This window comes from Mesorhizobium sp. WSM1497 (assembly GCF_001672455.2).
GTDB lineage: Bacteria > Pseudomonadota > Alphaproteobacteria > Rhizobiales > Rhizobiaceae > Mesorhizobium > Mesorhizobium ciceri.
The window spans coordinates 4710711-4735824 of sequence record NZ_CP021070.1 but is presented as its reverse complement, the minus strand read 5'-3'; the positions used below and the strand labels follow the sequence as shown (position 1 = coordinate 4735824).

Below are 25114 nucleotides of genomic sequence, written 5' to 3'. Positions count from 1 at the left end.
TGTGATCAGCAGTGGTTTGTGCTGGACTGGCATCGCGCGGTCCCGGACAATACATCTCCATCGACTCAAGGACCTTCACGCAGCACCATGGCCGACGAAAAACTCCCCCGCGATCCCTTGAAGCGAGAAGCGGCGATTGCTGCGGCGCGGCCGGAGGCCCCGGCGCGGCCCTTCGTCCATTTGCGCGTGCATTCGGCCTATTCGCTGCTGGAAGGCGCCTTGCAGATCGGCAAGGTGGTGGCTCATGCGGTCAAGGACGAAGCCCCGGCCATCGCCGTTACCGACACCAACAACCTGTTTGGCGCGCTCGAATTCGCGCAGAAGGCGGTGAAGGACGGCATCCAGCCGATCATCGGCTGCCAGACGGCGCTCGCCTTTTCCGGCGAAAACAGCGATGGCCAGCGCGACCGCCGACGGCAAGGTCCCGATATGCGGCCGGTCGTTCTGCTTGCCGCGACCGAGGCGGGCTATTCCAATCTGGTCAGGCTGGTCAGCCGCGTCTACCTCGAAACGCCGCCGGGCGAAGCCGTGCACCTGACCACCGAAATGATGGAAGGCTATTGTGACGGGTTGATCTGCCTCAGCGGTGGGCCGCGCGGACCGATCGGCACCGCGCTCAAGGAAGATCGCCGCGATCTGGCCGAAGCCCGGCTTTTGACTCTCAAGGATATGTTCGGCGACCGGCTCTATGTCGAGCTTGACCGGGTTTCCGGTTATGATCGCGTGATCGAAAAATCCTCGATCGATCTGGCCTATGCCCATGAACTGCCGCTGGTCGCCACCAACGAGGCGTTCTTTTCCTCTCGCGACGACTATGACGCACATGACGCGCTGATTGCCATCGCCGAGGGATCGGTCGTCGCCGCCGACAACCGCCGCCGGCTGTCGCCCGACAATTTCCTGCGCAGCCAGGCCGATATGGCAAGGCTCTTTGCCGACCTGCCGGAGGCGATCGACAACACTGTCGAGATCGCGCTGCGCTGCTCCTATTACCCGAAGAACCGCAATCCGATCCTGCCGCGCTTCACCGGCGGCGATGTCGCCGACAATGACGCTGCCGTGCAGGCGGAAGCCGACGAACTGGCCCGCCAGGCGCATGAGGGGCTCGACGCGCGCCTTGCCATGCATGGCCCGACCGCGGGCTATACGGTCGAGCAATACCGCGAGCGGTTGAACTTCGAGCTTGGCATTATCACCAAGATGAAGTTTCCCGGCTACTTCCTGATCGTTGCCGACTTCATCAAATGGGCCAAGGCGCAAGGCATTCCGGTCGGGCCTGGCCGCGGTTCGGGCGCAGGCTCGCTGGTTGCCTATTCGACCACCATCACCGACATTGATCCGCTGCGCTTCTCGCTGCTGTTCGAGCGCTTCCTCAATCCCGACCGCGTGTCGATGCCCGACTTCGACATCGACTTCTGCCAGGATCGGCGCGAGGAGGTCATCCGCTACGTCCAGCAGAAATACGGCCGCGACCAGGTCGGCCAGATCATCACCTTCGGTACGCTGCAGGCGCGCGCCGTGCTGCGCGACGTCGGCCGCGTCCTGCAAATGCCCTATGGCCAGGTCGACAAGCTCTCCAAGATGGTGCCGCAGAATCCGGCCAATCCGGTCAAGCTCGCCGACGCCATCGCCAACGAGCCGCGCTTTGCCGAAGAGGCCGAGAGGGAGCCGATCGTCCAGACGCTGCTCGACATGGCGCAGAAGCTGGAAGGCCTCTACCGCCATGCCTCGACGCATGCCGCCGGCATCGTCATCGGCGACCGGCCGCTCTCGGAGCTGGTGCCGATGTACCGCGATCCGCGCTCGGACATGCCCGTCACCCAGTTCAACATGAAATATGTCGAGCAGGCCGGACTGGTGAAGTTCGACTTCCTCGGCCTGAAGACGCTGACCGTGCTGGAGACGGCGGTGAAGCTGATCCGCCGGCGCGGCATCGAGATCGACCTGGCGACTATTCCGCTCGACGATCCCGAGACCTACGCCATGCTGTCGCGCGGCGAAGTGGTCGGCGTGTTCCAGGTGGAAAGTGCCGGCATGCGCAAGGCGCTGATCGGCATGCGGCCCGACTGCATCGAGGACATCATCGCGCTGGTCGCACTGTATCGACCCGGCCCGATGGAAAACATCCCGACTTATAACGCCCGCAAGCATGGCGAGGAGGAGATGGCCTCGATCCATCCCAAGATCGACCATCTGGTGAAGGAGACGCAAGGCGTCATCGTCTACCAGGAACAGGTGATGCAGATCGCGCAGGAGCTGTCGGGCTACTCGCTCGGCGAAGCCGATCTGCTGCGCCGCGCCATGGGCAAGAAGATTCGCGCCGAGATGGACAAGCAGCGCGAGCGCTTCGTCTCCGGCGCGGTCGAGCGTGGCGTCGGCAAGCCGCAAGCCGACTTCATTTTCGACCTGCTGGCCAAGTTCGCCGACTATGGTTTCAACAAATCGCACGCCGCCGCCTATGCGGTGGTTTCATACCAGACCGCCTATCTCAAGGCGCATTATCCGGTCGAGTTCCTGGCGGCGTCGATGACGCTCGACATGGGCAACACCGACAAGCTCGCCGATTTCCGCCAGGACGCGCTGCGCCTCGGCATCGAGGTGCTGGCGCCGTCCGTGACATCGAGCTTTCGCCCCTTCGAGGTCGGTGAGAACCGCATCTATTATTCGCTGGCAGCGCTCAAGGGCGTCGGCGACGCGGCGGTCGAGCACATCGTTGCCCAGCGTGGCGAAAAGCCGTTCAAGAGCCTCGCCGATTTCTGCGAGCGGGTCGATCCCAAGATCGTCGGCAAGCGCGTCTTCGAAAGCCTGATCATGGCCGGCGCGCTCGACTGCTTCGGCCACGACCGCGCGTCGATGATGGCGGGCGTGGAACGCATGATGGGGCTGGCGTCGCTGGCGCAGCAGAACGCGGTTTCCGGACAGCACGACATCTTCGGCGCCTCGCTCGGCGCCCAGTCGCAGGCACTCAATCTGCCGGCGACAGAGCCGTGGCTCGCCGCCGACCGGCTGCATCGTGAATTCCAGGTGGTCGGCTTCTACCTCTCGGCCCACCCGCTCGACGAGTACAAGGCGGCCCTGCAGAAGATGCGGGTGCAGACGTGGGCCGAGTTCTCGGCGGCCGTCAAACGCGGTGCCGCCGCCGGCCGTCTGGCCGGCACGGTGACATCCAAGCAGGAACGCAAGACGCGCACCGGCAACAAGATGGGCGTCATCGCCTTTTCGGATACGTCAGGCCAGTACGAAGCCGTGCTGTTTTCGGAAGGACTGGCACAGTATCGCGACCTGCTCGAGGCCGGCCGCTCCGTCGTCATCACCGTTGCGGCCGAGGACAGGCCGGAAGGCGTCAATCTGCGCATCAACTCGGTGCAGTCGCTGGAGGATGAGGCAAGTCGCATCCAGAAGGCGCTGCGTATCTTCGTGCGCAACGCCACGCCGATCAACACGCTGGCCGGCCAACTGACCGTCAGGGGCGAAGGCCAGGTCAGTTTCGTGCTGATCAAGGAAGAAGGCGAGGGTGAAATCGAGATAGAGCTGCCGAACCGCTACCGTATCTCGCCGCAGATCGCCTCGGCGATGCGCGCGGTGCCGGGCGTGGTCGAAGTGGAATTGGTGTGACCCCCGCTCTTTTCGGCGCGCGGCAATCAGCCGGGCGGTCGCTGCCGCCAACGCCGGCGCAGTCAGCATGAAGCCGGCGCAGAGGAATGGGTCGCAGGCGGTTTCAGCCTTGGCGCGGCTGCGTGACCGGCTGCGCAGGCTTTATCATGGGCGCACGCCGGCCGCTTTCCGGTTCCAACTGGTGGCCGTCGTCATCGACCTCGCCATCATCGCCTTCTTCATCGCGACGCCGGTTCTCCAGGACAAGCCGTCATTCCTCTGGCTCGACTATTCGGCGGCCGCGCTGGTTGCCGCGGACCTCGCTGCCCGCCTGCTTGCCTCCAAGAACATGCTGCGGCTGATGAAGCAGCCGACCTCGTGGGTCGATGTCTTCATCCTCTTGACGCTGCTGATGCCAACGGCGTTCGCCAATCTCGCCTTCCTGCGCATCCTGCGGCTGTGGTCGCTGTCACGCAGCGGTTCGCTCTGGCGGCATTTCGAGATGCGAGGACTGCGGCCGTGGCGAGAGGCTAGCCACGCGGTCATCAACCTTTTGACCTTCCTGTTCGTCATCACCGGCTTCGTCTACACGTTCTTCTTTCGCACTGGCGCCGGTCTGGAAAACTATATCGACGCGCTTTATTTCACTGTCGCCACGGTGACGACGACCGGCTTCGGCGACATCGTGCTGCCGGGCATGGCCGGCAAGCTGACGGCAATCGTCACCATGATCATCGGCATATCGCTGTTTGTCAGACTGGCTCAGGCGATCTTCCGGCCAGCCAAGGTGTTGTTTCCCTGTCCGCAGTGCGGCTTGCGGCGGCACGAGCCGGACGCCGTGCATTGCAAGGCCTGCGGCCATCTTCTCAACATACCCGACGAAGGGAACTGACGGCCCGCGGGACTACGACGCCGCCACTTCGGCCGGCTTTATCTGCCTGCGCTGCAGATTGAGCAGATTGCCCATCAGGATCAGCAGCGCGCCGCCGGCGGTGAAGGCGTCGATCTGCTCGCTATAGAGCAGCCAGCCGATCAGTGCCGATAGCGGCACGCGTAGAAAATCCATCGGCGAGACGATGGTCGCGTCGGCATAGCCAAGCGCTCGGGCCATACAGAAATGCGACGACATGCCGGTGAAGGCGATCAGCACGATCCATGGCCATAGCTCCAGTGGCGGGTTGCGCCACGTATAGAGCGCCGGGATGAGACCGACCACCGACTGGACAATCAGCATCCAGCAGATGATGCGTACGACGCTGTCCGTCCGGGTCAGCGACTTGACGGTGACCACCGAGATGCCGAAGCAGGCCGCGGCGCCCAGCACGACGAGATGTCCAGGATCGACCGAGCCGACACCGGGGCGCACGATGATCACCACGCCTATCAGCCCCAGCGCGATCGCTGCCAACTTGGGCCGGTTCAGCCTTTCGCCCAGAAAGATCACCGCCAGGATAGCTGTCCAGATCGGAGTGGTGAATTCGATCGAGATCAACACGGCCAGCGGAATCAAGGTGAGGGCGTAGAGCCATGCCGCCTGGCCCGTGTAATGGATGACGTTGCGGGCGATATGGGCAACCGGGCGCTGCGTGCGCATGGCTTGAAAGCCGCCACTCATCATCACCAGCGGCAGCAGGATGAAGAAACCGATCACGGAGCGCAACTCCAGCACTTGGAAGACGTTGAGCTCCGCTGTCGTGGCCCGGCCGGCGACCGTCATGCCAAGGAACGAGGCGATAGACAGCGCCATCCAGAACGCGGCCTTGGGGATCGAGGGGGTGGGTGCCATTCGCGCTATGTCGCAGGCCAGCACCTCTGCCGCAACCGCTAGCCAAGGCATTCTTCTGGGCCAGTCGCGACTGGCCCGATGTTGTAAAACAGTCATGTGGCGGGCGGAACCTGAAACGGTAGGTGGCGTTGAGTCCCGATGGTCAGCCGTGCTCGTGGACCGCCCCGCCTTTTTTCGAAAACGACAAGGAGAGCTTCGATGAGATCCTTCGCGCAATTCGCGCTTACCGGCGGTCTATTGGTTGCGGCAGGTGCAGCACATGCCGACGAGACCCAATTTCTCCAGTCGTTCAAGGGCAATTTCGCCGGCAAGGGCACTGTCCAGGTAACCACGGATGCTCCGAACGTCACCGTATCGTGCAGCTTCAAGTCGAATGCGACCTCAACCTCGCTATCGCTGGATGGAAATTGCCGCGGTCTCATTGTGGTGTCGCGGGCCATCAGCGCCAATCTGAAAGTTACAGGTGCCAAATACAGCGGCACCTATGTCGGCTCTCGCACGGGACCGGCGCAACTCAACGGCAGCCGTTCGGGCAATGCGATCAACCTGGGCATTCGCTGGGCCAAGGAGGTCAATGGCGACCGAAGGGCGCAGATGAAGGTCGAGAAACGCGGCGAGAACGGCATGCGGCTGACCGTCATCGACACCGACCCGAAAACCGGCAAGAGCGTGGTGACGAGCAGGATAGACTTGCAGCGCACCTAATCCTCGAGCGGCTCCGGCGGATGGGCATCGCGGCCCTTGCCGAATGTGTAGCCGGTTTCCACCGCCTTGCGGCCGAACTTGTCGCGCAAGGCATCGATGGCGCCTTCGGCCATGGCGCGCTTGCGCGACTGGATGTCGACCAGATCGGGCGGGTCGGCCTTGTCGTCGTCCGAGAGGTCGCTGACGCCGATGCCGAGCAGCCGATACTTCGTGCCGTCGGTTTCCTTGCGCAGAAGCTCCACCCCAGTCTGAAAGATGCGGTCGGCGAGCCGGGTCGGGTCGCCGAGCTGGCGATTGCGCGTGCGCAGCTTGAAATCCTGGCTCTTCAGTTTCAGCACCACGGTGCGCCCGGCAATGCCTGACTTTTTCAGCCGTGCCGAAACCTTTTCCGAAAGACCCCTGAGAACCGCGATCAGTTCCTCCAGCGACGCGATGTCGGTGTCGAAGGTGGTTTCGGCCGATACGCTCTTGGCGTCCTGATCGGGATCGACGCGGCGGACATCCTCGCCGCGCGAAAGGTGGTAGAGCCGGTCGCCCATCGTGCCATAGCGGCGCATGAGGTCGCCGCGATCCATCTGCTGCAGCTGGCCGATGGTGCGGATGCCGTCACGCTCCAGCGTTGCGTTGAACGCCTTGCCGACACCCCAGATCATGGTCACCGGCTGCGCCGCCAGGAAGCCGACCGCCTCGGCTTCGCCGATGACCGAGAAGCCGCGCGGTTTACGGAAGTCCGACGCTATCTTGGCGAGGAACTTGCAGTAGGACAGGCCGGCCGAAACGGTGATGCCGATCTCCTTCTCGACCGCCAGCGCAAAGCGCGCCAGCACCATAGCGGGTGGCAGGCCGTGCAGCCGTTCGGTGCCGGCGAGGTCGAGAAACGCCTCGTCGATCGACAGCGGCTCGACCAGCGGCGTCAGCGCCTGCATCATGGCGCGCACCTCGCGGCCGACGCGGACGTATTTTTCCATGTTGGGGCTGATGACCACCGCCTCCGGGCAGGCTTCGAGCGCCTTGAACATCGGCATGGCCGAGCGCACCCCCTGGATGCGGGCGATGTAGCATGCGGTGGAGACGACGCCGCGCTTGCCGCCGCCGATGATCAACGGTTTGTCCTTGAGCGCCGGATTGTCGCGCTTTTCGATTGCCGCATAGAAGGCGTCGCAATCGATATGGGCCAGATGCAGCCGGTAAAGCTCGGGATGACGCGCAAGCCGGGGGCTGCCGCAGCGCTCGCAGCGGCGCGTCTGGCTGCGCTGAAGCATCAGGCAGTCGCGGCAAAAACCGTGATCGGGATTGTTGACAGGGGCCGCCATCGCTGCGAACATAAAGAGAACAGAGGCAATGGTACGACAGTGCAAGGCCAGCGACAAGGCTGGCCTGGGGAGAACGCATGAGCACGACCATAGCGCCGCTTGCGCCCGAGCTTTGGGCTGAATTCGAGGACCTCTTCGGCAAGCAAGGTGCCTGCTACGGCTGCTGGTGCACGCATTTCCGGCTGGCGCCGGCGATGCGTCGCGAGAGCAGCCGGGAACGCAACAAGGACCACATCAAGGCGCGCATCGAGGCCGGCCCGCCGCCGGGCCTGCTGGCATTCGAGGACGGTCAGGCGGTTGGCTGGATGCAGATCGGACCGCGCGCCGACGTGCCCGAATGGAACAACCAGGGCAGGGGGTCGGCACCGGTCAATCCTGCCGACGCCACGGATCCGGCCGTCTGGGCGATCTCCTGCTTTTTCATCCGCGGCAAGGCGCGCGGCAGGGGCATCACGCATCGCCTCGTCGAAGGCGGCATCGATTTTGCCCGCCAGAACGGTGCACGGCTGCTCGAGGCTTGTCCGATAGATCTGTCTCGCGATTCGCGTTCGATCGGCCTGTTCGTCGGCTCGTCGCGGGTCTTCGAGAAGGCTGGTTTCGAGAGGCTGTTGGAACGCAAGGCCGGTCGGCCGCTGATGCGGCTGGTGCTTTGATCGAGATTGCCTGCCCGGATGCCGTTGTCGATCTCACCTTGCGGTTGCAGCGGTAATTTCATACCAGACGGACAAAGCCTTTCTTCTCGGTCAAACGGAGAATTCGCGTGAACCGTGCCCTGCCATTCGTGTTCCTTCTTGCGTTGAGTGCCCCTGCTCTCAGTCAGACCGTCGACAGTCAGGGTGCGAAGCAATTGTCCGACGACTTGTCCCGCTATGTCGGCAAGCAGGCGATCGACAAAGGCATTTTGAAGGTTTCGCTGGAAGGTGGTGCCTACAAGATCCTGTTCGATTTCAAGGCACTTGCCGCATCATTTCCGGACCAGAAACTGCTGAAGTTCGACTTCGCGCCCTATGCCCTGATGGTCAAGCCGCGCAGCGACGGATCCTGGGATGTCTCGATGGATTTCTCCCAGAGCGCCTCCTTCGAGTTCAACGGACCCGAAGGCCTGCAAAGCACTCAGTTTTCGATCAAGGACGGCAAGGGCTCGGGCGTCTACGATCCAAATCTGGCGGCCTTCACCAGCGGCACCAGTTCGATGGCCGGCATGACGATGGCGTCGAAGGATGCCAAGCAGCACATGGAGGCCAGCACCGGCGCTGGCATCGCGACCGTTGCCGCGACCAAGTCGGCGACCGGGGGCGTCGATTTCACAACCTCGCAGAAGGTGTCGAGTTTTGTCGAAGCGATCAATTTCGATGACCCCGAGAGCGGGCTGAAATTCCCGGTCACCGTCAGGTCGCCGGAATTGTCGGTCGAAGCCAGCGGCAAGGGCGTGCAGACCAAGCCATTGCTCGATCTCCTGGCATTTGCTGTGGCCAACGAGGACGAGGCGACGCTGAAGGCCAACCAGGCGCAGCTCAAATCGCTTTTGTTCGCCGCCTTACCGCTTTGGCAGCGTATCGACGGGACCTATGGTTTCAAGGATTTCGCGGTGGAAAGCCCGGTCGGCAATTTCGGCGCCACCCAGCTCAGCACCGTATTCGGCTCCGACGGCGTCGCCCAAAATGGCACGATCACCTACGGCATCAAGGCATCGGGACTGACCGTGCCGACCCAGCTTCTCCCGAGCTGGAGCGTGGGGTTGTTGCCCACCGATGTCGATTTGAACTTTGGCGGCGCCAATATCGATCTCGACAGCATGGCGAAGAAGGCGATCGAAGCCTTTGATCTCAATAAGAATCCGCCGCTGTCTGCCGAATTCGGCGAGCAGCTTAAGGCCGACTTCATGGCCAAAACGCCGAAGGTCGTGCTTGGCCACAGCACCGTGAAGAACAAGGATACGGAGATCGCCCTGGAAGGCGAGATGACATTCCCAGGCGAAAAGCCCGAAGGTAGCGTGACCGTCGATGTCGCCGGCTTCGACAAGCTTGTCGAAGGCCTGCAGGAAGCGGCAAAGTCGGAACCGGAGGTGGCCCAATACGTGCCAGTCGCTCTCATGGCGAAGGGCTTCGGCAAGACGCTGCCCGATGGCCGGCTGGAATGGATCGTCAACGCCAAGGCCGACGGTTCGGTCACCGTCAATGGCGTCATGCTGAAGCCTGCCGATCCGGCCGTGGACGACAGCGTGGACGATGGTGACGGCGACGATGACAGCGGGGACGACAGCGGCGGCGCAGGTGCGAAACTGAACCCCTGAAGGCTGGAGTTTAGAGCCTCAGCGCGCTTGCGATCTTCGGTGCGGCTTCGTGCCAGTCCTGGACGACGACCACATCGTCCGTCACCGGGGGCAGGAATGCGCGCAGCGAATTATCGGCCATCAGGTGGAACAGTTCGGCGTCGGCGACCGATTCCCGCACCGACGCCAGATTGTGCGGCTGATCGTCGACGAAGACCACCGGTCGGCCGGCCTTGCCGCGAAGCTTGGCCACTGCCGGTCCTTTGGCCATTTCAGTGGTCAGAAGCGGGTAGCTCAGTCCAAGCGCGTCGAGATGGACACGACGCACGGCACGGTGTTTGTGCGGCATGGCCGTCAGCAAGATGATTTCCGCGCGGTCGCCAAGTCCTGCCAGGGCCTCTGCTGCGCCGTCCGTAATGTTTTGCCAATCGGCTTGCGTGTCAAAGAAATCGCCCAGCAGTGCCGTGACTTCGGGCTGTTCGATCAGGCGGCCGCTGGCCGTCTCTGCGATGTTGCCGGTCAGCCGGAACGAGGCCAGCGTCAGGCCATAGCCACGCGTCTTGAGGAAATTCGGAAACGGGCGGATGAATTCGAGCACGACATCGTCGACATCGAGCACCAGCAACGGCCGGTTGTCGGCTGCCAGTTCTTCGATCTGGCGCGCTGTTTCTGGATCATCGCTCATATGGAATGCTCGTGATTGTCATCGCCCAGCGGCAGCGACCGCAGGGCCTTGCCGACAGCAGCCGGCGGGGTGCCGGTTTCCTCGGCAAAGCGCATCAGCGTCGGCTCGTGGGCGAGGATGAATTGCAGGACACCAGCCAGGAAACCCGGCTCACTGGCGGCTTTGCGGATCGAATGGACCTCTATGCCGGTGATAGCCAGAAAGCGCGGCAAAAGCTCCGGATCGGAGGCGACAAAGCCCAGGGCCTTCACGGCAATCGATTCCGCTTCTTCGCGCATTGACGCTGCGTTTGCCATCACTACCTTCGGTGTGGAATGAGTCTCTCCCGCAGTAATGGCAAGAGTTGCTTGCGGCAAGCCATTAGAGCGTGGCGCGCCCTTTGGACGCGCAGGCGACGAGGTGGAATTCGCGCTGTTTCCAGCCGCGGATTTCCGTTTCGTCAATCATATTGCCGTAAAGTGAAGCAGGGTTTGGTGCGTTCAGACATGGGCGCATGACGGTCGCCTTCGAAGCGGAAGGGCGGCCGGGACGGGATATCGATGCCGAAGAAGGTTATGATCGTCGAGGACAATGAGCTCAACATGAAGCTCTTTCGGGACCTCATCGAGGCAAGCGGTTACGAGACCGTGCGCACCCGCAACGGTCTGGAAGCGCTCGATCTGGCACGCCAGCACCGGCCGGATCTCATCTTGATGGATATCCAGTTGCCTGAGGTGTCGGGGCTTGAAGTGACCAAATGGCTGAAGGAGGACGACGAACTGCACGTCATCCCCGTCATTGCCGTGACCGCCTTCGCCATGAAAGGCGACGAGGAACGTATCCGCCAGGGTGGCTGCGAGGCTTATATTTCGAAGCCGATCTCGGTGCCGCGTTTCATCGAAACCATCAAATCCTATCTGGGCGATGCGTGATGTGCCCCTTCAGCCGAGTCGGAGCGTTATGAAATGACTGCGCGGATCCTCGTCGTCGACGATATCCCTGCCAATGTGCGGCTGCTGGAAGTGCGGCTGCTGGCCGAATATTTCGAAGTGTTGACCGCCACCAACGGGCCGGATGCGATCGAGACCTGCGAGAACGGCAAGGTCGATGTCGTGCTGCTCGATGTGATGATGCCTGATATGGACGGCTTCGAGGTCTGTCGGCGGCTGAAGAGCGATCCGGCGACATCGCACATTCCGGTGGTGATGATCACCGCGCTGGACCAGGTTTCCGACCGCGTCCGCGGGCTTGAGGCTGGCGCCGACGACTTCCTGACCAAGCCGGTCAACGACCTGCAGCTGATGACGCGCGTCAAGAGCCTAGTTCGGCTGAAGTCGCTGACCGACGAGTTGCGGCTGCGCGCCTCGACGACGCGCAATATCGGCATCGAGGAGTTGCTCAGCCGCAATTTCGCATCCGAGGACACGACGCCGAAAGTGCTTTTGATCGACGAGCGCAAAACATCCGTCGAGCGCATCCAGAAGATGCTGCGTGATCGGGCCGACCTCGACGTCACACATGATCCGCATGCCGGTTTCTTCCAGGCCGCCGAGACATCCTATGAATGCGTGATGATCTCGACCGCGTTCGCCGATTTCGATCCGCTGAGGCTCTGTTCGCAGTTGCGCTCGCTCGATCGCACCCGCTTCGTGCCGATTATCCTGCTGGCGGAGGAGGGCGAGGAGGAACGTATCATTCGCGGCCTGGAACTCGGCATCAACGACTATCTCATGCGGCCGATCGACCAGCAGGAACTGACGGCACGGCTGCGCACGCAGGTGCGCCGTAAGCGCTACAACGACCAGCTACGGGCCAGCGTCACCCAGACAATCGAAATGGCGGTGACCGACGGTCTGACCGGGCTGCACAATCGCCGCTATCTGGACAGCCATCTGCAGACGCTGTTCGATCGCGCCGTGGCACGGCGCCGGCCGCTGTCGGTGATGATCACCGACCTCGATCGCTTCAAGGCGATCAACGACGCGCACGGTCATGATGGCGGCGACGAGGTGCTGCGGGAATTCGCACGGCGGCTGCGCAAGAATGTCAGGGGTATCGACCTTGCCTGCCGCTTTGGCGGCGAGGAGTTCGTCGTGGTGATGCCGGATACCGACGGCGCGGTGGCCGAGAAGGTGGCCGAGCGCATTCGCGCCGAAATCGCCCAGGCGGCTTTCGCCATCGGCCAGGACGGCAAGGCGATCGAAGTCACGGTCAGCGTCGGCGTGTCGTCGGTGCTGAAGGGCGTGGACACGGTGGCGGCGCTGATGAAGCGTGCCGATCTCGCGCTCTACGAAGCCAAAAGCGGCGGCCGCAATCGGGTCGTCGCCAAGGCGGCGTAGTGATCCAGCCCCGATTATCCAGTCAACCCGACAGGGTTACCCGTTTACCTTAATCCAAGCGATTCGCGAGCCTTGGTTAAGAAACTGTTGATTTTCATAAGCTCTTGCGCGACTGTGCAGGCCAAGACGAAGCCGGCACGAGGATAGACCGCCGGCTCCGGTCCCTGGGAATACCCCATGATGCTCAGGTCCGCCGCATCTCCTGGGTCCGTGGGGTCGGCCGGCCGGCGCTGGCACATAGTGGCCTCCTCGTACCGCTGCCAAACGCCGACCGGCCCCCTTCTTTCCAATGAACATCAGAGCTCCGTGCCAAAGCACGGAAGACTCTGGGTTTTTACGCCTGAAAATCTGGATATCGTTACGGGAAATTGCCCCGAGCGCTTGTTCCGCGGCAACCAACAGGGGGAACAATACCGTTCCCTTCCATTTCATACATATGGCGCACAAGGGGCTTGCGGCAAGACCCGGCTCCTCCCGTAAAACCGACCCGAACCAAGGTGCGGAAAACGGGAGTGATGATAATGGTTTCAGATCATGCGGTGGTGATCGCCGGGGGTGGTCCGACGGGATTGATGCTGGCGGGCGAACTGGCGCTAGCAGGCGTCGACGTTGCCATTGTCGAAAGGCGGCCGGATCAGAAACTTGCCGGCCTGCGCGCAGGCGGCCTCCATGCACGCACCATCGAGGTGCTCGACCAGCGCGGAATTGCCGATCGGTTCCTCTCGCAGGGCCAAGTGAGCCCGGCCGTAGGTTTTCACATGATCCGCCTGGACATCAGCGATTTCCCAACCCGGCACAATTACCTGTTGGCGCTGCGGCAGAACCACATCGAGCGCATCCTGGCCGACTGGGTCGGCGAGTTGAAGGTGCCGATCTATCGTGAACACGAGGTTGCGGGGTTTATCCAGGACGACAGCGGCGTCGACGTCGAACTGTCCACCGGTCACCGCCTGAGGGCCGCATATCAGGTCGGCTGCGACGGAGGCCGCAGCACCATTCGCAAGGCGGCCGGTATCGAGTTCGCCGGATGGGATCCGACGATGAGCTGGATGATTGCCGAGGTCGAAATGTCGGAAGAACCGCCATGGGGCTTCCGCAGCAACGCCTCCGGAATTCATGCCCTGGGTAAGATCGAGGACGGCAAGAAGGTTGGCGTCGTGCTGACGGAGCCCCGCCTGGAGGCGCGCGGCGAACCGACGCTACGCGAGCTCAGCGAGGCGCTGGCTGCCATCTATGGCACCGATTTCGGGGTCCACAGCCCGACCTGGCTCTCCCGCTTCACCGACATGACGCGCCAGGCTGCCGCATATCGCGACAGACGCGTGCTCCTGGCCGGCGATGCCGCCCACGTCCATCCGCCGATGGGTGGACAGGGCCTCAACATCGGCGTGCAGGATGCGGTGAACCTTGGATGGAAGCTGGCCCAGGTCATCAAGGGGATATCGCCGGAAAGCCTTCTCGACAGCTATCATGCCGAGCGCCATCCGGTTGCCGCCCGCGTGTTGCGTAACACGATGGCGCAGGTCGCGCTTCGCCGCACGGATGACCGCAGCAAGGCCTTGGCCGACACCGTTGCCGAGTTGCTCGGCATGGATGAACCCCGCAAAAAGATCGCAGCCGAGATGTCCGGCCTGTGTGTCCACTACGACCTCGGCGAGGGGCACCCGCTGCTTGGGCGGCGAATGCCCGATCTCGATCTGACCACCGCCGGCGGACCGTTGCGGGTCTTCACCTTGCTGCACGACGCGCGGCCCGTGCTGCTCAACCTCGGTGAGCCCGGCAGACTGGACATCGCGCCCTGGGCAGAACGGGTCCGGCAGATCGACGCCGGTTACGCCGGTATCTGGGACCTGCCGGCTCTCGGGAGTGTCGTTGCGCCCGACGCGGTCTTGATCCGGCCCGATGGTTATGTGGCTTGGGCCGGGGCGGGAACCCAACGGGGCCTTGTGGACGCGCTGACCACCTGGTTCGGGCCGCCTGCTGCCGCAGGTTAGCAGACGCGATCGCGCGACCGCCTTGAGAATATTGCGTCGCTTCCTCCGACAGTGCTCCTGACAGTCGGTTGACAGGAGTTTTCAACTGTGCAGAATTGGTTGGACCATTGGACCACTCGGAGGAAATGTGGACCAGAACAGCCTGCCACCCATTCAAATCACGGCGCGCGACGACGCCGTGTTGAAAGCGTTGGTGGGATTTGTTCGCGCCGAAGCCCTGCAGCTGGGCGACAGACTCCCAACCGAACGCATTCTCGCCGAGCGGCTGAAGGTCAGCCGCAACACCGTGCGCGAGGCTCTGACACGCTGGGAAGGGCTCGGCCTCGTCGAACGCCGGCAAGGCAGCGGCACCTATCTCAAGGCGGCTGTTTCGCCTGATATGCTGCACATGCCGCTGACACTGGCCGGCGGCAATGATTTCACCAGCCTGATGCAGACGCTGGAGATCCGCCGCGCGCTGGAGGCGGAGGCAGCAGCCCTTTGCGCCGAACGCGCCAGCCAAGCCGATATTGCCGAGATCGCACGCAAGCTCGACATCATGGAACAGGCGTTCCGCACGCGCGAGGGCATGTCGTCGGAAGAGGATTGGGAGTTCCACCAGGCGATCTACCGGGTCTCGGGCAATCCGCTGTTCGAGCAGATCATCGCCGCCATGCATGAGCTGTTTCACCGCTTCTGGGAGCATCCGCTCGGCGTGCGTGACTTCGGCCACGCCAGCTTTCCCTATCACCGGACCATCTACGAACGCATTGCTGCCCGCGATCCGCAGGGCGCTCGCGCCGAGGCGCTCAAGCTGATCGCCACCGTCGAGGACGACCTCAAGCGCGGCGCGGCCAAACTCAAACTCTCGAGCCAGACATGAACGAGCATCCATCAGGTTTCGATTACGACTATCTCGCCGAAGCGGCGACGCTTTTGGCGCATGACGAACCGTTCCCCGGCGGTGCGGTGGTGCCGCCGATCTACCAGACCTCGCTGTTCACCTTCGCCAACTATGCCGAGATGGCCGAAACCTTTGCCGGCAAACGAAGGCAGCCGATCTATTCGCGCGGCGACAACCCCACGGTGATGGAGTTCGAGGCGCGCGTGGCAGCGCTCGAGGGCGCAGAAGCCGCGCGCGGCTTTTCCAGTGGTATGGCGGCGATCAGCGCCACGGTGCTTGCGTTCGTCGGTGCGGGCGAGCGCATCGTGGCGGTGCGCAATTGCTATGGCGATGCCTACCGTTTGTTCGAGCGGCTGTTGCCGCGGCTCAACATCAAGGTCGATTATGTCGACGGCTCCGACCCGGATGCGGTCGCGGCGGCACTTCCCGGCGCCAAGCTGCTTTATCTGGAAAGCCCGACCTCGATGATGTTCGAGCTGCAGGACATCGCGCATCTGACACGGTTGGCCAAGGAACAGGGCATCGTCACCACGATCGACAATTCCTGGGCGACGCCGGTGTTCCAGAAGCCGATCACGCATGGCGTCGACCTGGTGCTGCATTCGGCCTCGAAATACCTTGGCGGCCACAGCGATACGGTCGCGGGCGTCGTGGCGGGTTCGGCTGCCCACATCAAGCACATCAACGAGCAGACCTATTCCTATCTCGGCGGCAAGCTGTCACCGTTCGAGGCGTGGCTTTTGCTGCGCGGCCTGCGCACGCTGCCGCTGCGCCTGCCGCACCACATGAAGAGCGGCCTGACCATCGCCGAACGGCTGAAGGCGCATGCCGCTGTCGAGCGGGTCAACCATCCCGTCTATTCGAACCACCCGGGCAAGGCGACGCTGGCCGGCTATGCCGGGCTGTTCTCCTTCGAGGTTACGGACGAGATCGACATCCCCGTCTTCGTCGACGCGCTGAAATATTTCCGCATCGGCGTCAGTTGGGGCGGGCATGAAAGCCTGGTCGTGCCGGCCAAGGCGTCGCTGGAGCAGACGCCGGGCCTGAATTCGATGGCGCGCTTCGGCGTCAGCCCCCGAACCATCCGCTTCAATGTCGGATTGGAGAGTGTCGAAGACCTGTGGGCGGATGTCGCCCAAGCCTTCGAAAAAGCCAGAAAATAACAAGCGGGTTCAAAATGGGAGTCTTGAACATGAAAAAACTGACCGTCATGCTTGCCACCGTTGCGGGACTGGCGATTTCCGCCGGAAATGCTGTGGCCGATTCGACCCTGAAAATGGTCGAAGTCATCACCAGCCCGCCACGCACCGAATTCCTGAAGAAGCAGATCGCCGAGTTCGAAACGGCCAATCCAGGCATCAAGGTCGAGCTGATCTCGCTGCCCTGGGGGCAGGCGTTCGAGAAATTCCTGACCATGGTGCAGGCCGGCGATACGCCCGACGTGGTCGAGATGCCGGAGCGCTGGATGGGCCTCTATGCCAACAATGCCCAGCTCGAGGATCTCGGCCCGTATATGGCCAAATGGGACGACGCCAAGACGCTTGGCGACCGCGCCAAACAGTTCGGCTCGACCGTCAACAACACCCAGTTCATGATCCCCTACGGCTACTATGTGAACGCGCTGTTCTGGAACAAGAAACTGTTCAAGGAGGCAGGTCTGGACGGCCCGCCGGCCACGCTCGACGAGTTCGTCGCCGACTCCAAGAAAATCTCCGCCATTCCGGGCAAGTACGGCTACTGCCTGCGCGGCGGGCCGGGTGCCTTCAACGGCATGCACATGTTCATGAACATCGCTCAGGGCAAGGGCGGTTACTTCAACGAGGACGGCACTTCGACGATCAACGAGGAGGGCTCGGTCAAGGGCCTGCAGATGCTGGCCGATATGTACAAGGACGGCCTGGCGCCGAAGGATGCGGTGAGCTGGGGTTTCAACGAAACGGTCACCGGCTTCTATTCCGGCACCTGCGCCATGCTCAACCAGGATCCGGACGCGCTGCTCGGCATCGCCGACAAGATGAGCGCCGACGATTTCGCGGTAGCGCCATTGCCGGTCGGGCCGAGCGGCAAATCCTATCCGACACTCGGCTATGCCGGTTGGGCCATGTTCGCCAACTCGCAGCACAAGGACGACGCCTGGAAGCTGATGGCGACCCTTTTGTCGCCGAAGGACAATCTGGAATGGGCCAAGGAAGTCGGCGTCGTCCCGATCCACAACGGTGCCGACCAAGATCCCCATTTCAAGACCGAGCAGTTCAAGGGCTGGTTCACGGAGCTCAGCGACAGCTCCAAATATGAAATGGTCACCCCGCCGACGCATCTGGAGAACCTCGGCAATTTCGTCGACCAGGTGGCGATCAAGAATTTTCAGGAAGTGCTGCTTGGCCAGAAGACGGCCAAGGACGTCGCCGACCAGTGGGCTGCCTTCCTGACCAAGGAACAGCAGGACTGGCTGGCGAAGAACAAGAAGTAGTTTTTCTTCCCTTGTCGCCGTTCAAGGGGAGAAGGTGTCACGAAGTGACGGATGAGGGGCGGCGCTATGCCTCGATAGGTTCGCGCTGCCCCTCATCTGCCTGCCCGTCTTCCGCAGCAGCTGCGGAGGGTGGACCGGCATCTTCTCCCCGTGAAACGGGGAGAAGGACGCTGTCCCCGACGCCGTTCCAGGAGCGCCCCCGAGCCAATGACCTACGCCGTGTCCGAAATACGATCCGTCGGCAAGCCGCGTCGCAAGCGGCTATCCCATGCCGCTATCGAGCCATGGCTCTATCTCAGCCCGGCGATCATCCTGCTGGTCGTGGTGCTTCTGGTGCCGCTGGTCATCGGCATCAGCTACTCCTTCCGCAAGTTCTCCGCCTTCAAGTCCGAATATGTCGGGCTCGGCCAGTATCAGGCGATGCTGTCGGATCAGGTGCTGGGCCAGGCGCTGGTCAACACGTTGTGGTGGACGGTCGCCAGCCTTTTTTTCCAGTTCTTCCTCGGCCTTGGCCTGGCGCTTCTGCTCGACAAGCCGTTTCGCGGCCGCAAGGCTGTACAAGCCCTGGTGTTCCTGCCCTGGGCGGTGCCGTCCTTCCTGTCGGGCCTGACCTGGGCCTGGCTGTTCAATCCGATCATCGGCCCGCTGCCGCACTGGCTGTTTGCATTGGGGCTGAAGGCCGGGCCGACCAATGTGCTGTCCGATCCGTCAACCGCCATGTGGGGGCCGATCGTCGCCAATATCTGGTTCGGCATTCCTTTCTTTGCCATCACGCTCTTGGCGGCGCTGAAGTCGATCCCGTCGGAACTGCATGAGGCGGCGGCGATCGACGGCGCTTCGCCCTGGCAGCGCTTCACCAAGGTGACGCTGCCGTTTCTGGCGCCGACCATCGCCATCACCGTGATGTTGCGCACCATCTGGATCGCCACCTTCGCCGACCTGATCTTCGTCATGACCGAAGGCGGACCGGCCGGCTCGACCAACACGGTGCCGGTCTACATCTATGTCAGCGCCTTCAAATCGCTGGACAAAGGCTATGCCTCGGCGGTGGCCGTGCTGCTATTGGTCCTGCTCATTGCCTATGCGATTGCGCTGATCGGTATCCGCCGCACCCTGGTGAGGCACGTCTGATGATCGCAGGACGCACAGCCTCGCAGCGCTTCTTCGGCGGCATCGGCCTCTACGCGGCAATCGCGGCTTACGTGCTCTTTGCCTTGTTCCCGATCTACTGGACGCTGAAGATCTCGGTCACGCCGGAGCGGCTGCTTTATTCCGAAGGCATCACCTTCTGGCCGTCGCACATGACGCTGCAGAACTTCGTCACCGTGCTCGAGGCCACCGATTTCCCGCGCTATTTCCTCAACAGCGTCATCGTCTCGGTATCGACGGCGGCACTGGTGACAATCATCGCCACGCTTGCCGGTTATGCCATGTCGCGCTTCACCTTTCGCGGCAAGGCAGCACTGGCGCTGATGTTGCTTTTGACCCAGACCTTTCCGCTGGTGATGGTCATTCCGCCGATCTACCGCGTGATGGGTCAGATCGGACTGATCAACAGCCTGACCGGGCTGATCATCATCTACACCGCCTTCAACACGGCTTTTGCCACCTTCCTCATGCAGTCCTTTTTCGACGGCATCCCCAAGGATCTGGAGGAAGCGGCGATGATCGACGGCTGCACGCGTGCGCAGGCGATGCGCAAGGTGATTGTACCGCTGACGCTGCCCGGTATGGGCGCCACGCTCGGTTTCGTCTTCACCGCCGCCTGGAGCGAGCTTCTGTTCGCGCTAATGCTGATTTCCAGCGACGACCAGAAGACCTTCGCCGTCGGCTTGCTCACCTTCATCGGCAAGTTCGCCGTCGATTGGGGACAGATGATGGCGGCATCCATCCTGGCGCTGATCCCGGTCTGCATCTTCTTCGCCTTCCTGCAACGCTATCTCGTCACCGGCCTGACCGCCGGCGCCGTCAAAGGATAGATCGATGGCCTCTGTTACGCTCGAGAAGGTCCGCAAGGACTATGGCGCCGTCCGCGTCCTGCACGCGGTCGACCTTGAAATCGCCGATGGCGAGTTCGTCGTCCTGGTTGGGCCGTCGGGCTGCGGCAAGTCCACGCTTTTGCGCATGATCGCCGGGCTGGAGGAGGCTTCCGGCGGCGAGATCCGCATTGGCGAGCGGCTGGTCAATGACGTAGCACCCAAGGACCGCGACATCGCCATGGTGTTCCAGTCCTACGCGCTTTATCCGCATATGGACGTGTCGAAGAACATGGGCTTCAGCCTGCTCCTGAAGAAGGCGGAGAAGGCGACGATCGACGCCAGGGTGGACGGCGCCGCCAAGCGGCTCGGGCTCGACACCTTCCTGCAGCGCCTGCCGCGGCAATTGTCCGGCGGCCAGCGCCAGCGCGTCGCCATGGGCCGGGCGATCGTGCGCGACCCCAAGGTCTTCCTGTTCGACGAGCCGCTGTCGAACCTCGACGCCAAGCTGCGCGTCCATATGCGCGCCGAGATCAAGGCGCTGCACCAGCAACTGAAGACGACATCGGTCTATGTCACGCACGACCAGATCGAGGCGATGACCATGGCCGACCGGATCGTCGTCATGCATGACGGGCTGATCCAGCAGGTCGGCGCGCCGCTCGATCTCTACGACCGGCCGGCCAACATGTTCGTTGCAGGTTTCATCGGTTCGCCTGGCATGAATTTTCTGCCGGCGACGGTTCGCAAGGGCGCTACGTTGGAGGCCGTACTGGCCGACGGCCAGGCGCTGCGGCTGCCGGAAGGCTTGCCACTGACCCACGGTGACGCCATCACCGTCGGTTTGCGGCCCGAGCATATCAAGCTGGCGGACGAGGGTGCGTTGAAGGGCGAGGTGGGTGTGGTCGAGCCGCTCGGCCTTTCGACGCAGTTCTACGTCAAGCTAGCCAGCCAGCAGCTGTGCGTCTTTGCCATGGGCCGTGCCGGCGTCAAGTCCGGCGACGTGGTGCGGTTGGCGGCCGAACCGGACCAGCTGCATCTGTTCGATGCGAAAAGCGGCGAGCGCATCGGCTGAGGGGACGCAGCCGGGTCGGATGCGGGCAGCCGGATCAGGCGCCGCTATCGAGCGGGACATACACGGTAACGCTACATTTCAATTGGATAAAATAGCGGAACGTCCAAGAGACATTTCCGGAACCTAACAGGATCGCTCGGACCTTTGCGTCTAGGGCGCAAGACCTTAGTCCCGCCGTCTTCTCAAAAGAACGGAGGTCATTTCGCCGCGAACTAGGCCACCGTCGGAGTTAGTCAACACCGACGGTGGCACCTGCAATATGGGCGAGTGGGTTGTGTGCGGATATGGTGTGATCGCGGAAGGCGATTGTAGACCGCTAACCGCGAGGGGTTCTTTTGGACAGCGGCGAGCTGTCCAACGGGTTTTCAGCCGATTTGGCCGATCGCCGCTCCTTCAGCCACAGGGACTTCTTTCTCCTTGCCAGGTTCTCGTCTCGAACGCTGTCTTCGGCGGTCACTCCGCCATGCATCGCGGCAATCACGTAGTCGGCTCTGTTGGTTCGAAAGTCGCCTTTTTGTACGGACATCGTTTTCTCCCAGTGCGAGGCATTTCCCCCCTTTTTGCCTGACGCTGAAACTAACTACCTATCCGTGGTGCAAGTCTACCAATTGGCGATTGTATTAAAACGATACACTCAGATGGCGCGATCGCACGAGAGGAGCCCATCCTGGCGAGGCTTCTTCATTGACCCTGTTGTGATCCTTGCGGGGGTGCCGCGGCGGGAGGTGTCGGAGCCTGCGGTGCGGGTTCCGTGGAAGGCGTGGCGGGGCTGTCAGGCTGAGGTGCAGGCGGTGGGGCCTCTTCCTCAGTCAGAACCTGGTCAGTCCTGGCCTTGATCTCATCAGCCGTCTGCTGGCTTATCAGCCCGTTGCTGACGGCGAAGCCAGCAGCCAGAGCGACAAGGGCTGCAATGATTGCAGCTTTCAACTTCTTCGACATCCATAGGCGCCTTATTCGTGACACCCAACCCACGGCCAAGGGTGCCGCAACCATGGCTAAGGGTCAATCCTTTGGCTGAAGTCTCTGCTCGGATGCAACGAAATCAACTGTTACAAACGAAAAACGCCGCCCATTGGGCGGCGTTTCGGCATTGCGGCGGGAAACCCGGATTACTTGATCTTGGTTTCCTTGAACTCGACGTGCTTCTTGGCGACCGGGTCGTACTTGCGGAACGACAGCTTGTCGGTCTTGGTGCGGCTGTTCTTGCTGGTCACGTAGAAGAAACCGGTGTCGGCGGTCGACAGAAGCTTGATCTTGATGTTTGCGGCTTTGGCCATGATATCAGTCCGTTTGTTCGTGGGGTTTTGGCCGCTGGAGCACGGGGAAACACCCGGACGCGGGAAACTTGGCGCGACACATAAAGAACGCGCCCGGAAAGTCAAGCCCGGTAGGCCTTGTGCGACCCACCAGAGCCGGCTCGGGAGCGGAAATCATGCGGTTTCCGTCGCCGATGCCGCAACCTTCTTCCAGTCTCCGGTCGTGTTCCACCAGCGATTCGGATTGGCGCGGTCGTCCAGCCCCTTGGAACGGCTGGCGAGAATCGGCTGAATGCGGATCACCGGTTCCTGGTAGGAGTGCGCCTGGAAAATCGCCTCGACGACGCGGGCGGCCAGCGCCTGGTCGTCCGGCAGTTCGAAGGAAACCTCGACCGTGCCGGGGCGCCGCCGCAATTCGGTTTCGGCGCCGGCGGCCGCACCGTCAAGCGGCCTGTAGCGTTCGATGCCGTGCGCCGACTGATAGGCATTGCGGTCATATTTGCCCATGGCCAGCGGCGCGATCGCCACCACGGCATCCATGATGCGGTCGACGTCAGCGGCCGGAGCCTGGAAGGTCACGAGCAGAAGCAGTGTCATTCGTAGCGATGTGGTTTCAAAGCCGCTGTCGATCATGGAAGTGTCCTCAAGTGTTTTGGGACACCTTTTTAGCCCTGTGCTCCTGACACGGTTCTGTCAGCAGCCTGTCACCGTGCCGTGCCAAATGCATGGCAGGCCGCAGTCGCGCTACAGCAGGATCTTGCGAACCAACCTGACGGCGACCAAAGCGATATAGGCGGCGAAGAACAGGCCGAGCGACCAGCCGAAGCCGGACGGACCGAACGCATCCATGCCGATGCCGATCGCCTGCGGGCCGAGCACCATGCCGACGCCGTAGCACAGCACGAAGGCGGCATTGGCCGACGCCAGTTCATGGCCGGAAAGCTGCGAGCCGAGATGGGCAAGGCCGATCGTGTACATGGCAGCGACGACGCCGCCCCAGACGAACAGAAGCGCGGCCATCAAATGCCAATTCTGGGCGAAGAAGGGCATGAACACGGTGCCGATAAGACCGACCGTCGCGCAGGCAATCAGCAGGTAGCGGCGATCGCTGACGCGGTCGCTGATCATGCCGATCGGGATCTGCAACAACACATTGCCGAGGCCGATCATGGTCAGCAGAAGGGCCGCATCGGCCTCGGAATAGCCGATTCGGCTGCCGTAGATCGGGAACAGCGCAAAGCCGCCGGTTTCCACCGCGCCGAACACCAGCACGGCAGCGGTCGCCGACGGCACCAGCCAGATGTAGCGCAGGAAATTGCTGGTTTCGCCATCCGAGGCGATCGACGGGCTCTCGTTGCGTGCTGCCAGCACGGGTATGGCCGCCAGCGTCACCAACGCGATGATGACGCCGAACGGCCTGAAGCCGGAACTGCCGAGATGAGCGAACAGCCACGGTCCGGCGGCAAAGCCGAGCGACAGGACAGTGGCGTAAATGCCAAGGACAAGGCCGCGCCGGTGCGGCGGCGCCGAGGTGCTGATCCAGAATTCAGACAGGATGAACAGCACCGTCAGCGCAATGTGCAGCACGATGCGCAGTGGAAACCACATCCAGAAATCGGGTGCGAAATGGAAGCCGACAAAGGCCAGCGCGCCGGCGGCGATCATGGCGATCATGGTCCAGGCAACGCCGAAGCGCATGGCGAGCGGGGTCGCCAGCGGCGCACCGGCGATCGAGGCGAGGCCGGCGACGGCGGTGTTGAGGCCGATCATCGAAGCCGAGTGGCCGCGTGTTTCGAGGATGACGCTGAGCAGCGGCATGCCGAGGCCGATGGCGATGCCGACGACGCTGATCGACGAGATCGCCGCCACCATCGGCAGCCAGTGTACGCGCTCGTCGCCCTTTGGTTGGGTATCGACCGTCATGGATGCTGAATACTCTGTCTGTTTGATCTTACGCAATTCGGACGGAAAACCGCGTCACACTTTCCTGGAATTGCTCTAGAGAAGTTCGCGGATGAAGCGGCTGCGGACAAGCCGGTAGAAGGGCACGGGACCGCCTGGACGCAACAGTGGATCATGGGCGAGGCGCTTTTCCAACTCGTCCAGGATCATTCGGGTGATGTCGGGTATGTCGGCTTCCCTGGCCTTGGCAAGCGGCAGCCAGACCAGCTCTTCCAGTTCGTTGGTCGGACCGCCACCGGGCAGTTCGACCGCGACGTCGTCACGCCAGGCGCTGAAGAAGCGGGTGTCGAAGCGGCGCACCCGGTTGGGTGGCGTGATGGCGCGCGCGACGAAGCGCAGCATGTCGAGAGAGGGTTGCACGCCGTGTTCGGCAAAGCCTTGCCAGTCGGATCTGGGGGTTGCGAAAGCACCCTTGCGGCCGATCAGCAGCCCGGCTTCCTCATAGGTCTCTCGGATGGCCGACAGGGCGATGGCGCGGGCTCGTGCGGCGCTTGTGCGCCCCGGCCCGGCGATCAGCTTGGCTTCCTGCTCCGGGTGCAGGGCGGCGACGACCGGTATGCGGCTATCGGCCGGATCGGTGCGGCCGCCGGGAAAGACGAACTTGCCCGGCATGAAGGCGTGGCCGGCATGGCGGCGACCCATCAGAACCAGTACGTCGTCGTCCTTGCGGTCGAGCAGGATGAGAGTTGCCGCGTCGCGCGGGCGAATTGGCCGGTCGCTATGAGCGATCATGCTCCGCTCGATCCTGTCGACTTCCGCCTTGGTCATACCGTCCATGCGCAGGACCTAGCGGAAACTTCTGGCAAGCGAAAGTGGCCTTTCACG

General features: G+C 62.6%; 23 protein-coding genes. 14 read left to right on the top strand and 9 right to left on the bottom strand.

The genetic code is table 11. The features are described 5' to 3' along the window. Window positions 1-87: 87 nt before the first annotated feature. Both dnaE and A9K65_RS23135 read left to right on the top strand, forming a co-directional pair. A complete protein-coding gene (gene dnaE / locus A9K65_RS23140; protein ID WP_064995794.1) occupies window positions 88-3615 on the top strand; it encodes a DNA polymerase III subunit alpha in 3528 nt (1175 codons plus the stop codon). A 67-nt stretch (window positions 3616-3682) separates the two neighbouring features. Beyond that, on the top strand, window positions 3683-4486 hold the full coding sequence (locus A9K65_RS23135; protein WP_063167892.1) for a potassium channel family protein: 804 nt from the start codon (window positions 3683-3685) through the stop codon (window positions 4484-4486). Window positions 4487-4498: 12 nt separating this feature from the next. On the opposite strand, the gene A9K65_RS23130 is transcribed toward A9K65_RS23135, so the two are convergent. Then, entirely contained in the window at window positions 4499-5380 is an 882-nt protein-coding gene (locus A9K65_RS23130) for a DMT family transporter (protein ID WP_013531939.1), read from the bottom strand. 198 nt (window positions 5381-5578) lie between these two features. Between A9K65_RS23130 and A9K65_RS23125 the strand changes: the two genes are divergently transcribed. Further along, window positions 5579-6085 carry a hypothetical protein gene (locus A9K65_RS23125; protein ID WP_013531938.1) on the top strand — a complete coding sequence of 169 codons (507 nt, stop codon included), beginning with the start codon at window positions 5579-5581 and terminating at the stop codon, window positions 6083-6085. On the opposite strand, the gene A9K65_RS23120 is transcribed toward A9K65_RS23125, so the two are convergent. Further along, window positions 6082-7410, bottom strand: coding sequence for a DNA polymerase IV (locus tag A9K65_RS23120; protein ID WP_064995795.1), 1329 nt, complete (start codon window positions 7408-7410; stop codon window positions 6082-6084). The two genes, A9K65_RS23125 and A9K65_RS23120, sit on opposite strands and share 4 nt — an antisense overlap. Before the next feature lie 65 nt (window positions 7411-7475). On the opposite strand from A9K65_RS23120, the gene A9K65_RS23115 reads away from it, so the two are divergent. After that, a complete protein-coding gene (locus A9K65_RS23115; RefSeq protein WP_064995796.1) occupies window positions 7476-8051 on the top strand; it encodes a GNAT family N-acetyltransferase in 576 nt (191 codons plus the stop codon). Between the two features lie 107 nt (window positions 8052-8158). After that, window positions 8159-9691, top strand: coding sequence for a hypothetical protein (locus A9K65_RS23110; protein WP_064995797.1), 1533 nt, complete (start codon window positions 8159-8161; stop codon window positions 9689-9691). A 10-nt stretch (window positions 9692-9701) separates the two neighbouring features. Here the strand turns inward: A9K65_RS23110 and A9K65_RS23105 are convergent, their stop codons facing one another. Together A9K65_RS23105 and A9K65_RS23100 are read right to left on the bottom strand one after the other, a co-directional pair. Further along, the gene (locus tag A9K65_RS23105; protein WP_064995798.1) at window positions 9702-10355 is read right to left on the bottom strand and encodes a hypothetical protein; all 654 of its coding nucleotides are present in this window, start codon (window positions 10353-10355) and stop codon (window positions 9702-9704) included. Next, window positions 10352-10651 carry a DUF3572 domain-containing protein gene (locus A9K65_RS23100; protein WP_024503583.1) on the bottom strand — a complete coding sequence of 100 codons (300 nt, stop codon included), beginning with the start codon at window positions 10649-10651 and terminating at the stop codon, window positions 10352-10354. Before A9K65_RS23100 ends, A9K65_RS23105 begins: the two co-directional genes overlap by 4 nt. A gap of 243 nt (window positions 10652-10894) precedes the next feature. Here A9K65_RS23100 and A9K65_RS23095 point away from each other — a divergent pair, with 243 nt between their 5' ends. The 9 genes from A9K65_RS23095 to ugpC all read left to right on the top strand — a co-directional run bounded on the left by A9K65_RS23095 (window position 10895) and on the right by ugpC (window position 21071). Next, window positions 10895-11266 (top strand): response regulator, encoded by a 372-nt coding sequence (locus A9K65_RS23095; RefSeq protein WP_013531932.1) that lies wholly within the window; start codon window positions 10895-10897, stop codon window positions 11264-11266. Between the two features lie 33 nt (window positions 11267-11299). Then, entirely contained in the window at window positions 11300-12673 is a 1374-nt protein-coding gene (locus tag A9K65_RS23090) for a PleD family two-component system response regulator (RefSeq protein WP_064995799.1), read from the top strand. 521 nt (window positions 12674-13194) lie between these two features. After that, window positions 13195-14667 (top strand): FAD-dependent monooxygenase, encoded by a 1473-nt coding sequence (locus A9K65_RS23080; protein ID WP_064995800.1) that lies wholly within the window; start codon window positions 13195-13197, stop codon window positions 14665-14667. A 127-nt stretch (window positions 14668-14794) separates the two neighbouring features. Then, on the top strand, window positions 14795-15529 hold the full coding sequence (locus A9K65_RS23075; RefSeq protein WP_013531928.1) for a FadR/GntR family transcriptional regulator: 735 nt from the start codon (window positions 14795-14797) through the stop codon (window positions 15527-15529). Beyond that, window positions 15526-16713, top strand: coding sequence for a PLP-dependent transferase (locus A9K65_RS23070; protein ID WP_024503580.1), 1188 nt, complete (start codon window positions 15526-15528; stop codon window positions 16711-16713). The genes A9K65_RS23075 and A9K65_RS23070 overlap by 4 nt, the downstream gene beginning before the upstream one ends. A gap of 29 nt (window positions 16714-16742) precedes the next feature. After that, window positions 16743-18020 (top strand): sugar ABC transporter substrate-binding protein, encoded by a 1278-nt coding sequence (locus tag A9K65_RS23065; protein WP_064995883.1) that lies wholly within the window; start codon window positions 16743-16745, stop codon window positions 18018-18020. A 207-nt stretch (window positions 18021-18227) separates the two neighbouring features. Beyond that, entirely contained in the window at window positions 18228-19151 is a 924-nt protein-coding gene (locus A9K65_RS23060; RefSeq protein ID WP_064995801.1) for a sugar ABC transporter permease, read from the top strand. After that, window positions 19151-19999, top strand: a complete 849-nt coding sequence (locus A9K65_RS23055) for a carbohydrate ABC transporter permease (RefSeq protein ID WP_013531924.1) — start codon at window positions 19151-19153, stop codon at window positions 19997-19999. Before A9K65_RS23060 ends, A9K65_RS23055 begins: the two co-directional genes overlap by 1 nt. A gap of 4 nt (window positions 20000-20003) precedes the next feature. Beyond that, the gene (gene ugpC, locus A9K65_RS23050; RefSeq protein ID WP_024503579.1) at window positions 20004-21071 is read left to right on the top strand and encodes a sn-glycerol-3-phosphate ABC transporter ATP-binding protein UgpC; all 1068 of its coding nucleotides are present in this window, start codon (window positions 20004-20006) and stop codon (window positions 21069-21071) included. 316 nt (window positions 21072-21387) lie between these two features. On the opposite strand, the gene A9K65_RS23045 is transcribed toward ugpC, so the two are convergent. The 5 genes from A9K65_RS23045 to A9K65_RS23020 form a co-directional block, all read right to left on the bottom strand. After that, a complete protein-coding gene (locus A9K65_RS23045) occupies window positions 21388-21597 on the bottom strand; it encodes a hypothetical protein (RefSeq protein ID WP_084016335.1) in 210 nt (69 codons plus the stop codon). A 583-nt stretch (window positions 21598-22180) separates the two neighbouring features. Further along, the gene (rpmG, locus tag A9K65_RS23035) at window positions 22181-22348 is read right to left on the bottom strand and encodes a 50S ribosomal protein L33 (RefSeq protein ID WP_006201775.1); all 168 of its coding nucleotides are present in this window, start codon (window positions 22346-22348) and stop codon (window positions 22181-22183) included. 153 nt (window positions 22349-22501) lie between these two features. After that, window positions 22502-22960: a hypothetical protein gene (locus A9K65_RS23030; protein ID WP_024503577.1), complete on the bottom strand. Its 459-nt coding sequence runs from the start codon at window positions 22958-22960 to the stop codon at window positions 22502-22504. 111 nt (window positions 22961-23071) lie between these two features. Continuing rightward, window positions 23072-24250 carry an MFS transporter gene (locus tag A9K65_RS23025; protein ID WP_024503576.1) on the bottom strand — a complete coding sequence of 393 codons (1179 nt, stop codon included), beginning with the start codon at window positions 24248-24250 and terminating at the stop codon, window positions 23072-23074. A gap of 75 nt (window positions 24251-24325) precedes the next feature. Beyond that, on the bottom strand, window positions 24326-25066 hold the full coding sequence (locus A9K65_RS23020; protein ID WP_027161472.1) for an NUDIX domain-containing protein: 741 nt from the start codon (window positions 25064-25066) through the stop codon (window positions 24326-24328). Window positions 25067-25114 lie beyond the last annotated feature (48 nt).

Coding starts and splice junctions, on each gene's coding strand:
- A9K65_RS23090 (WP_064995799.1), top strand. CDS start 11,300: ATGACTGCGCGGATCCTCGTCGTCGACGATATCCCTGCCAATGTGCGG.
- A9K65_RS23130 (WP_013531939.1), bottom strand. CDS start 5,380: ATGGCACCCACCCCCTCGATCCCCAAGGCCGCGTTCTGGATGGCGCTG.
- A9K65_RS23080 (WP_064995800.1), top strand. CDS start 13,195: ATGGTTTCAGATCATGCGGTGGTGATCGCCGGGGGTGGTCCGACGGGA.
- ugpC (WP_024503579.1), top strand. CDS start 20,004: ATGGCCTCTGTTACGCTCGAGAAGGTCCGCAAGGACTATGGCGCCGTC.
- A9K65_RS23065 (WP_064995883.1), top strand. CDS start 16,743: ATGAAAAAACTGACCGTCATGCTTGCCACCGTTGCGGGACTGGCGATT.
- A9K65_RS23120 (WP_064995795.1), bottom strand. CDS start 7,410: ATGTTCGCAGCGATGGCGGCCCCTGTCAACAATCCCGATCACGGTTTT.
- A9K65_RS23105 (WP_064995798.1), bottom strand. CDS start 10,355: ATGAGCGATGATCCAGAAACAGCGCGCCAGATCGAAGAACTGGCAGCC.
- A9K65_RS23055 (WP_013531924.1), top strand. CDS start 19,151: ATGATCGCAGGACGCACAGCCTCGCAGCGCTTCTTCGGCGGCATCGGC.
- A9K65_RS23115 (WP_064995796.1), top strand. CDS start 7,476: ATGAGCACGACCATAGCGCCGCTTGCGCCCGAGCTTTGGGCTGAATTC.
- dnaE (WP_064995794.1), top strand. CDS start 88: ATGGCCGACGAAAAACTCCCCCGCGATCCCTTGAAGCGAGAAGCGGCG.
- A9K65_RS23095 (WP_013531932.1), top strand. CDS start 10,895: ATGCCGAAGAAGGTTATGATCGTCGAGGACAATGAGCTCAACATGAAG.
- A9K65_RS23060 (WP_064995801.1), top strand. CDS start 18,228: ATGACCTACGCCGTGTCCGAAATACGATCCGTCGGCAAGCCGCGTCGC.
- A9K65_RS23030 (WP_024503577.1), bottom strand. CDS start 22,960: ATGATCGACAGCGGCTTTGAAACCACATCGCTACGAATGACACTGCTT.
- A9K65_RS23045 (WP_084016335.1), bottom strand. CDS start 21,597: ATGTCCGTACAAAAAGGCGACTTTCGAACCAACAGAGCCGACTACGTG.
- A9K65_RS23135 (WP_063167892.1), top strand. CDS start 3,683: ATGAAGCCGGCGCAGAGGAATGGGTCGCAGGCGGTTTCAGCCTTGGCG.
- A9K65_RS23025 (WP_024503576.1), bottom strand. CDS start 24,250: ATGACGGTCGATACCCAACCAAAGGGCGACGAGCGCGTACACTGGCTG.
- A9K65_RS23100 (WP_024503583.1), bottom strand. CDS start 10,651: ATGGCAAACGCAGCGTCAATGCGCGAAGAAGCGGAATCGATTGCCGTG.
- rpmG (WP_006201775.1), bottom strand. CDS start 22,348: ATGGCCAAAGCCGCAAACATCAAGATCAAGCTTCTGTCGACCGCCGAC.
- A9K65_RS23125 (WP_013531938.1), top strand. CDS start 5,579: ATGAGATCCTTCGCGCAATTCGCGCTTACCGGCGGTCTATTGGTTGCG.
- A9K65_RS23020 (WP_027161472.1), bottom strand. CDS start 25,066: ATGGACGGTATGACCAAGGCGGAAGTCGACAGGATCGAGCGGAGCATG.
- A9K65_RS23070 (WP_024503580.1), top strand. CDS start 15,526: ATGAACGAGCATCCATCAGGTTTCGATTACGACTATCTCGCCGAAGCG.